The sequence below is a fragment of the Actinomadura sp. GC306 genome (assembly GCF_004348665.1).
Taxonomy (GTDB): domain Bacteria; phylum Actinomycetota; class Actinomycetes; order Streptosporangiales; family Streptosporangiaceae; genus Spirillospora.
In genome coordinates, this window is record NZ_SMKM01000297.1 from 1 (window position 1) to 7,878 (window position 7,878).

Below are 7,878 nucleotides of genomic sequence, written 5' to 3' on the forward strand. Positions count from 1 at the left end.
GGCTCGGGGTCGTCCTGGAAGGCGGGCGGGGGCGTGGCGGCCTCTGCGTCTTCTGCGGGCGCCTCAAGGGCCAGGGGTTCGGGTGTCGCCGGTTCGAGGACCTTGACGTGGCCGCGCTGCAGGTCGGGTGGCGTGATCTCCTCCGCGCCGGGGCGGGCGACGCGGATCTGCTTGAACATCGTCAGCCACAGCCAGACGGCGATCACCAGCATGACGTGCGGGGCGACGGCGACGCCCGCCCGGACCGCGTCCTCGGGCAGGGCGCCGTATCCCCAGACCGAGTACTGCACGGACAGGGCCGCGCCCCCGGCCACGAGGAGGAGCAGCAGCCCCCAGCGCAGCAGCCGCGTCCACCAGCGCGCGTTGCGGGTGATCACGAGGGACAGGATCGTCAGCACGGTGAGGGTGTCGGCCATCACCGGGTACAGCGGTGCCCAGCGCTCGCCGGCGCGGCCGGCGAGGGCCAGTTCGCGGAGCGCGTCGTAGGTCAGCGTGAAGGCGCCGCCCGCGAGCGCGGCGACGATGAGGCCGGCGAGGGCGGTGAGCAGCCGCCGCTGGACGGGCGTGTAGCGGGGGCCGCCGGGCCGCGTGGGATCAGATGGCATGTCTCTCGTTCCGGGGGAGCGCCTGAGGGGTCCTCAGGCGAGATTAACCAGCCTGGACGGCAACGGCTTCCCACTTACCGATGATCACTGGGCCCTGCGCGTGATATGTGAGGAGACGTACCTTATGAACGACGCCGGGGCGGGCCGTCCGCGCCCCGCGTCGCGCAACGGACGCGAGCGTTAGGGAGGCAACGATGCCTGACCGCAGGACCGAGTGCGAGATGTGGTCCGGCGCGGCCCGGTAGCGCGCGTGACCGATCCCCAGGGCCGGCTCGGCGAACCGGTCCGGACGTTCGACGGCCGCGCCCGCCATCGGCGCACCTGGGCGTGGCTGTTATCGCTGAGCCTGGCGTCGCTGGCGCTCATCCCGGCGGCCGTCGCCTACCTGAACGACCGCGTGTGGTGGGCGGGCGTGCCCGCGCTCGCGCTGTCGATGGGCTACGCGGGCGGCGCCGGCTGGATCGCGGGGCGCGACCGGGCGCTCGTCCGCAACCGGGTCGTGCGCCTCCACACCGGCGGCATATCGCTCGACGGCGACGCCGCCTACACCTGGGACGAGCTGGCCTCGGTCACGGTGTCCGGGGTCCGGAGCGGCCCGGACGAGGACGTCCGCTGGCGCTTCACGATCGTCGCGCGCGACGGGAACGTCCTGCGGCTCACCGAGGACCTCCCGAACGTGCGGGAGCTCGGGCTCGCCGTCGCGGAGCAGGTCACGGCCCGGCTCGTCCCGCGGCACCTGGCGGCGGTGAAGGCGGGCAAGGCCGTCCGGCTGGCCCCGTTCACCGTGGACCTCGACGGCGTCGAGAAGGACGGCGAGCGGGTCCCGTGGGCGGCCGTCACCGACGTCGCCATCGACAACGGCCTGGTGGTCGTGCACGCGTGCGCGGCGGACCTGGTGACCGTGGCCGCGCAGATGCCCGACGCGCTGGCCTTCACCGCCCTGTGTCACCAGGTCAGGATGCTGCCGGGGCGTTCCTGAACTTTTTCTCGTCCGGGATGTCGAGAACGCTCCCGCCGCTCCGATCCTTGGGTGACGGCCGTCCGGGCCGTCGCCCGCAACCGAACGGGAGTGAACACGTGAAGTACATGCTGCTGATCTACAACCGCCCGGGTTTCGTCGAGGAGCTCACCGAGCAGCAGCGCGACGAGCTGTTCGGCGAGGTCGGCGCGATCATGAAGGAGTTGACGGAGTCGGGGGAACTGGTCGGCGGGGACGCGCTGGCCGACCCGTCCACCGCCAAGACCGTCCGTGAGAAGGACGGGCGCGTCGCCGTGACCGACGGGCCGTTCCTGGAGGCCAAGGAGCACTTCGCCGGGCACATCACGGTCGACTGCGAGTCGGTCGAGCGCGCCGTCGAGATCGCCTCGCGCTGGCCGGACGTCCGGTTCGGCGGCCGGATGGAGGTCCGGGCGCTGATGGAGCAGTCCGGGACGGAGATGTGACCGCGCCCGTGCCGGCGCCGCCGGGTGTCGAGGACCTGCTGCGCACCCTCGCGCCGCAGGTCCTCGGGACGCTCGTCCGCCGGCACGGGCACGGGACGTTCGACGCCTGCGAGGACGCCGTCCAGGAGGCACTGCTCGCCGCCGTCGTCCAGTGGACGGGCGGCACGGGCGACCCGGCGGACGGGGACGGCGTCCCGGAGAACCCGCGCGGCTGGCTGCTCACGGTCGCGACGTGGCGGCTCACCGACCAGTGGCGGAGTGAGCGCGCCCGCCGCGACCGCGAGGCCGCCGTGTTCGCACGGGATCCCGCCGCCCGGGACGAACCCGACCCCGGCGACGACCGCCCCGCCGACCACGACGACACGCTGACTTTGCTGTTCCTGTGCTGCCATCCGGCGCTGTCGCCGCCCTCGCAGGTCGCGCTGACGCTGCGGGCGGTCGGCGGGCTCACCACCGCGCAGATCGCCCGCGCGTTCCTCGTCCCCGAGGCGACGATGGCGCAGCGCGTCAGCCGGGCCAAGCAGCGGATCCGGGCGGCGGGGGCGCGGTTCGGCATGCCCCCGCCGGACGAGCGGGACGAGCGGCTGCGCGCCGTCCTGCACGTGCTGTACCTGATCTTCAACGAGGGGTACACGGCGTCCAGCGGCCCCGACCTGCAGCGGGCCGGCCTCGTCGCCGAGGCGGTCAGGCTGACCCGGGAGCTGCACCGGCTGCTGCCGGGCGACGGCGAGGTCGCCGGGCTGCTCGCGCTGATGCTGCTGACCGACGCGCGCCGCGCGGCCAGGAGCGGGCCGGGCGGCCGGCTGATCCCGCTCACCGAGCAGGACCGGACGCTGTGGGACGCGGCCGCGATCGAGGAGGGCACGGCGCTGGTCACCGAGGCGCTGACCTGGTCGCCGCCCGGCCCGTACCAGCTCCAGGCCGCGATCGCCGCCGTCCACGCGGAGGCGGCGCGGCCGGAGGACACCGACTGGCGGCAGGTCCTCGCGCTGTACCGGCTGCTGGCGCACGTGTCCCCGAACCCGATGGTCACGCTGAACGAGGCGGTCGCGCTGGCGATGGTGGACGGCCCGTCCGCCGGTCTCGACCTGCTGCGGACGCTGGACGCCGACGACCGCATGTCCGGGCATCACCGGCTCGCGGCCGTCCGGGGGCACCTCCTGGAGATGGCGGGGGACGAGGCCGGCGCGCTGGAGGCGTACCGGCAGGCCGCCCGCGGGACCACCAGCGTCCCCGAACGGCGCTACCTCGAATCGCGCGCCGCCCGCCTTAGAGCCGCCCGAGGGAATCACGATGAGCAGGACCGTACGCGTCCTTGACGTCCCCGGCGCGCCCTCCACTACGGCGTTCGCGGCGAGGCTCGACGAAGTGTTCTCGACGTCCTGACCATGCCCGACGCCACCCGGCGCGCCCGCCCGACGCCGCCCAGCGCGCCCGCGGGGTGCCGCCACGCCCTGCCGGGCCGCGCGAGAGGACACGCGGCCGTGCGCCGATCCAATAACCTGGGCCCGTGAGTCTGCGCCTTTACGACACCGGTACACGTAGCGTCCGCACGTTCGAGCCCCTGGAAGAGGGCCGCGTGGGGATGTACGTGTGCGGTGCCACCCCGCAGGCGTCCCCCCACATCGGGCACCTCAGGTCGGGCGTCATCTACGACGTGCTGCTGCGCTGGCTGCGCGCGTCCGGCTACGACGTGCTGTTCGCGCGCAACGTCACCGACATCGACGACAAGATCATTGCGGTGTCGGCGGAGCGGGGCGTGCCGTGGTTCGCCATCGCCGAGGGCAACCAGCGCGTCTTCACGCGCGGCTACGACACCCTCGGCTGCCTGCCGCCGACGATCGAGCCGCGCGCCACCGGGCACGTCCCCGAGATGATCGTCCTGATGCGGCGGCTGATCGAGAAGGGCCACGCGTACGCCGCGGGCGGCGACGTGTACTTCGATGTCAAGTCGTGGGCCGACGAGTACGGCTCGCTGTCGAACCAGCGGCTGGAGAACATGCGCTCCGCCGGCGACACCCCGAACGAGGACGCCAAGCGCGACCCGCGCGACTTCGCGCTGTGGAAGGGCGCCAAGCCGGGCGAGCCCGCGTGGGAGACGCCGTGGGGCCCCGGACGTCCCGGCTGGCATCTGGAGTGCTCGGCCATGGCGACCAAGTACCTCGGCCCCACGTTCGACATCCACGGCGGCGGCGTCGACCTGATCTTCCCGCACCACGAGAACGAGATCGCCCAGTCCCGCGCCGCCGGGGACGGCTTCGCCCGCTACTGGCTGCACAACGGGCTGCTCACCGTCGACGGCGAGAAGATGAGCAAGTCGGTCGGCAACGTCGTGCTGCTCACCGACCTGCTCGACAGGGCCCGTCCCGCCGAGGTGCGGTACTACCTGGTCGCGGCGCACTACCGGTCGCTGATGGACTACACCGACGCCGCCCTCACCGAGGCCGTCTCCGCCTACCAGCGGATCGAGGGGTTCGTGACGCGGGCGACGGAACTCGTGGGGGCCGCCGAACCCGGCGCGGTGCCGGACGCCTTCGCCGGGGCCATGAACGACGATCTGGGCGTCCCGCAGGCGCTGGCCGTGCTGCACGAGACCGTCCGGGAGGGCAACGCCGCGCTCGCGTCCGGCGACGGCGACGCGGTCCGCGCGCACCTCGCGGCCGTCCGGGCGATGGCGGACGTCCTCGGCCTCGACCCCCTGTCGCCGCAGTGGCGCCGCACCGGCGAGGACGACCTGCGCCCCGTCGTGGACGCCCTCGTCTCCGTCGCGCTGGAGCAGCGGCAGGCCGCCCGCGCCCGCAAGGACTACGCCGCCGCCGACGCCATCCGCGACGGGCTGACCGAGGCGGGCATCCTCGTCGAGGACACCCCGCAGGGCCCGCGCTGGGAGCTGAAGCGCGACTGACCCGACCCGTCCGCACGCGGGGATAAAATCGAATGTTCGCGGGGGTTCGCAGTCCCGCCTGAAATCGCCGCCCCACCGGGGGCGAGCCGCAACCGTCGCGAGGGACGTACCGAGAAGATGGCCAAGCGCAAGGGCAAGGGCCCCACCCCCAAGGCCGAGGACCGCCACTGGCACGGCAAGCGCCAGAAGGCCCGCGCCGTCAAGAACGCCAAGCGCACCGGCACCCCCACGGTCGGGCCGGGCGGCCGCACGAAGGCCGTCGCCGAGGCGCGGGACCGCGCCCGCCGCCCCGCCGGAGCGCGGCGCGCCAACGGCGAGGTCCCCGAACTGGTCACCGGCCGCAACCCGGTCGTCGAGGCGCTGCGCGCGGGCGTCCCCGGGACCGCCCTCTACGTGATGTCGGGCAACGACGAACGCGTCCGCGAATCGATTCAGATGGCCGCGGACCGCCGCATCCCGCTCATGGAGACGGGCAAGAACGAGCTCGACCGGCTGACGGACGGCGCCGTCCACCAGGGCATCGCGCTCCAGGTCAGGCCGTACCGGTACGCGCACCCGGACGACCTGCTCAAGGGCACCTCGCCGCTGATCGTCGCGGTCGACGGCATCACCGACCCGCGCAACCTCGGCGCGATCGTCCGATCCGCGGCGGCGTTCGGGGCGACTGGCATCGTCGTCCCGGAGCGGCGCGCCGCCGGGGTCACCGCCGGGGCGTGGAAGTCGTCCGCCGGCACCCTCGCCACCGTCCCGGTCGCGCAGGCCACGAACCTGACCCGGCAGCTCAAGGCGTACCAGAAGGCCGGCTGCTTCGTCGCCGGCCTGGACGCGGACGGCGAGGTCGCCGTCACCGGCCTGGAACTCGCGACCGGCCCGTTCGTGCTGGTCGTCGGCTCGGAGGGCAAGGGCCTCAGCCGCCTGGTCGCCGAGACGTGCGACATGCTCGCCACGATCCCGATGCCCGGCCAGGCCGAATCGTTGAATGCGGGCGTCGCCGCCGGCATCGCCCTGTACGAGATCAGCCGCCTCAGGGGAGCAGCGAACGACGGCGCGTGAGAAACGCCAGCTCGGCCTGATTCTCCACCCGCTCGATCGCCCGGTCGTACGCCGCGGCGGCCTCGGCGTCCCGCCCGAGCCGCCGCAGCAAATCGGCGCGAATCGCGTGGAACAGGTAGTAGTGGCCGAGGGCGAGCCCGTCCACGATCGCCAGCGCGGCCGCGGCTCCGTCGACCTCGCCCACCGCCACGGCCCGGTTGAGCGCGGCCACCGGCGTCGGCGCCACCACCATCAACTGGTCGTACAGCGCCAGGATCTGATCCCACCGAGTATCCGCGACCGTCGCCGCATCACTGTGCACCGCGTTGATCGCCGCCTGGATCTGATAGGGCCCAGGCCGGTCGATCTCCAGACATCGCCGGACGAGCGCTTGCCCCTCCTCGACCAACTCCCGATCCCACAACCCGCGATCCTGGTCGGTAAGAAGCACAAGCTCCCCGTCGACCATCCGGGCCGTCCGCCGCGACTCGATGAGCAGCATCAACGCCAGCAGCCCGAGCACCTCCGGCTCGTCCGGCATCAACTCCGCCAGCGCCCGCCCGAGCCGCACGGCCTCCGCCGCCAACTCGTCCCGCCCGCCGTACCCCTGGTTGAACACCAGGTAGATGACTGCGAGGACCCCGGCGAGCCTCCCCGGAAGGTCCTCCTCCTCCGGCACCCGGTACGGGATGCGCGCGTCCCGGATCTTCCCTTTGGCCCGGACGAGCCGCTGCGCCATCGTCGTCTCCGGCACCAGGAACGCCCGCGCGATCTCCGCCGTCGTCAGCCCGCCCAGCAGCCGCAACGTCAGCGCGACCCGCGCCTGCAACGCCAGCGCCGGATGGCAGCATGTGAAGATGAGCCGCAACCGCTCGTCCGGCACGACGCCCTCCTCGACCGGCTCCACCTCGTTAACGAGCGCGGCCTGAAGGAGCGCGGCCTGCGCGTGCTTGCCGGCCCGCGCGGCCTCCCTGCGCAGCCGGTCGATCGCCTTGTTCCGCGCCGTCGTGATGATCCACCCCGCGGGACTGGGCGGCGGCCCGCTGACCGGCCACCGCTTCACCGCCTCCGCGAACGCGTCCTGCACCGCGTCCTCGGCGACGTCGATATCGCCGAGCATCCGCATGAGCACGGCCACCGCCCGCCCGTGCTCCTCGCGGAAGACCCGCTCGATCAGGCCCCGCCCTGGAACGGCCGCACCTCCACCGGCAGCCCCGTCACCTTCGTGTACCTGGCCGCCACCTGCAACGCCGCGTCCAGATCCGCCACCCGAATGATCATGAGCCCGCCGATGAACTCCTTGCCCTCCGTCCACGGCCCGTCCGTAGCGACGACCTCGTCGTCCCGGCACTTCACCACCGTGCTCGCCTCGGGCCCGTGCAGCGGCCTCCCGAAGACCCACGCCTCCCGCGCCTCCAGCTCCCGCCGGACGACCGCGAGCTCCGCCATGACCTCCTCCAGCACCTCCGGCGGGGGCTTCTCACCCACCGGCTGGATCATGTTGAGCGCGTACAGCATCACGCCTCCCCTCTGCGATAAGTCGCGATCACGACCCCCGTCGTCGTCACCACCGACTCCACGAGCCGCAACCCCGCCTCCACACCGTCGAACAACCTGCGTCCCGTCCCCAGCACCACCGGATGGACCATCAGCAGCCACTCGTCGACGAGATCCCGCCGCATCAACTCCCGGACGAGCACCCCGCTCCCGAGCACCGTGAGCCCCTCCTCGATCCCCTCAACGTCCCCCACGTCCTTCAGCAGAACCGAGTTCTCCCACGGCGCCTCCGTCATCGTCCGCGACACCACGAACTTCCGCGTCCGCCCCAGCACCTCGCTGAACGGGTTGTCCGTCTGCTTGGGCCAGTACCCGTAGAAGTCCTCGTACGTACGC

Annotated in this window: 9 protein-coding genes; 5 read left to right on the forward strand and 4 right to left on the reverse strand. The window is 72.9% G+C overall.

The window, feature by feature from the left end; all coding sequences use genetic code 11:
* A partial coding sequence (locus E1200_RS28565) for a DUF2637 domain-containing protein (protein ID WP_131955181.1) occupies nt 1–605 on the reverse strand: 605 nt, incomplete at its 3' end.
* A 250-nt stretch (nt 606–855) separates the two neighbouring features.
* Here E1200_RS28565 and E1200_RS28570 point away from each other — a divergent pair.
* The 5 genes from E1200_RS28570 (at nt 856) to rlmB (ending at nt 6,006) form a co-directional block, all read left to right on the forward strand.
* Nucleotides 856–1,584, forward strand: coding sequence for a DUF6585 family protein (locus E1200_RS28570; protein WP_131955182.1), 729 nt, complete (start codon nt 856–858; stop codon nt 1,582–1,584).
* A gap of 107 nt (nt 1,585–1,691) precedes the next feature.
* Nucleotides 1,692–2,048, forward strand: a complete 357-nt coding sequence (locus tag E1200_RS28575; RefSeq protein ID WP_207933593.1) for a YciI family protein — start codon at nt 1,692–1,694, stop codon at nt 2,046–2,048.
* Nucleotides 2,045–3,367, forward strand: a complete 1,323-nt coding sequence (locus E1200_RS28580; RefSeq protein ID WP_207933591.1) for a DUF6596 domain-containing protein — start codon at nt 2,045–2,047, stop codon at nt 3,365–3,367. Before E1200_RS28575 ends, E1200_RS28580 begins: the two co-directional genes overlap by 4 nt.
* Nucleotides 3,368–3,558: 191 nt before the next feature.
* The gene (gene cysS, locus E1200_RS28585; RefSeq protein ID WP_131955184.1) at nt 3,559–4,953 is read left to right on the forward strand and encodes a cysteine--tRNA ligase; all 1,395 of its coding nucleotides are present in this window, start codon (nt 3,559–3,561) and stop codon (nt 4,951–4,953) included.
* 117 nt (nt 4,954–5,070) lie between these two features.
* Nucleotides 5,071–6,006: a 23S rRNA (guanosine(2251)-2'-O)-methyltransferase RlmB gene (rlmB, locus tag E1200_RS28590; RefSeq protein ID WP_131955185.1), complete on the forward strand. Its 936-nt coding sequence runs from the start codon at nt 5,071–5,073 to the stop codon at nt 6,004–6,006.
* On the opposite strand, the gene E1200_RS28595 is transcribed toward rlmB, so the two are convergent.
* The 3 genes from E1200_RS28595 to E1200_RS28605 all read right to left on the reverse strand — a co-directional run.
* Nucleotides 5,978–7,162, reverse strand: a complete 1,185-nt coding sequence (locus tag E1200_RS28595; RefSeq protein ID WP_279485247.1) for a sigma-70 family RNA polymerase sigma factor — start codon at nt 7,160–7,162, stop codon at nt 5,978–5,980. The two genes, rlmB and E1200_RS28595, sit on opposite strands and share 29 nt — an antisense overlap.
* Nucleotides 7,159–7,503 carry a YciI family protein gene (locus E1200_RS34490; protein ID WP_243708897.1) on the reverse strand — a complete coding sequence of 115 codons (345 nt, stop codon included), beginning with the start codon at nt 7,501–7,503 and terminating at the stop codon, nt 7,159–7,161. Before E1200_RS34490 ends, E1200_RS28595 begins: the two co-directional genes overlap by 4 nt.
* Nucleotides 7,503–7,878, reverse strand: a 376-nt coding sequence (locus E1200_RS28605; RefSeq protein ID WP_207933592.1) for a dihydrofolate reductase family protein, incomplete at its 5' end; no start/stop codon positions are given. The genes E1200_RS34490 and E1200_RS28605, both read right to left, overlap by 1 nt.

Excerpts from the sequence above, each read along its gene's own strand:
- E1200_RS28575 (WP_207933593.1), top strand. The coding sequence starts at position 1,692 with ATGCTGCTGATCTACAACCGCCCGGGTTTCGTCGAGGAGCTCACCGAG.
- rlmB (WP_131955185.1), top strand. The coding sequence starts at position 5,071 with ATGGCCAAGCGCAAGGGCAAGGGCCCCACCCCCAAGGCCGAGGACCGC.
- E1200_RS34490 (WP_243708897.1), bottom strand. The coding sequence starts at position 7,503 with ATGCTGTACGCGCTCAACATGATCCAGCCGGTGGGTGAGAAGCCCCCG.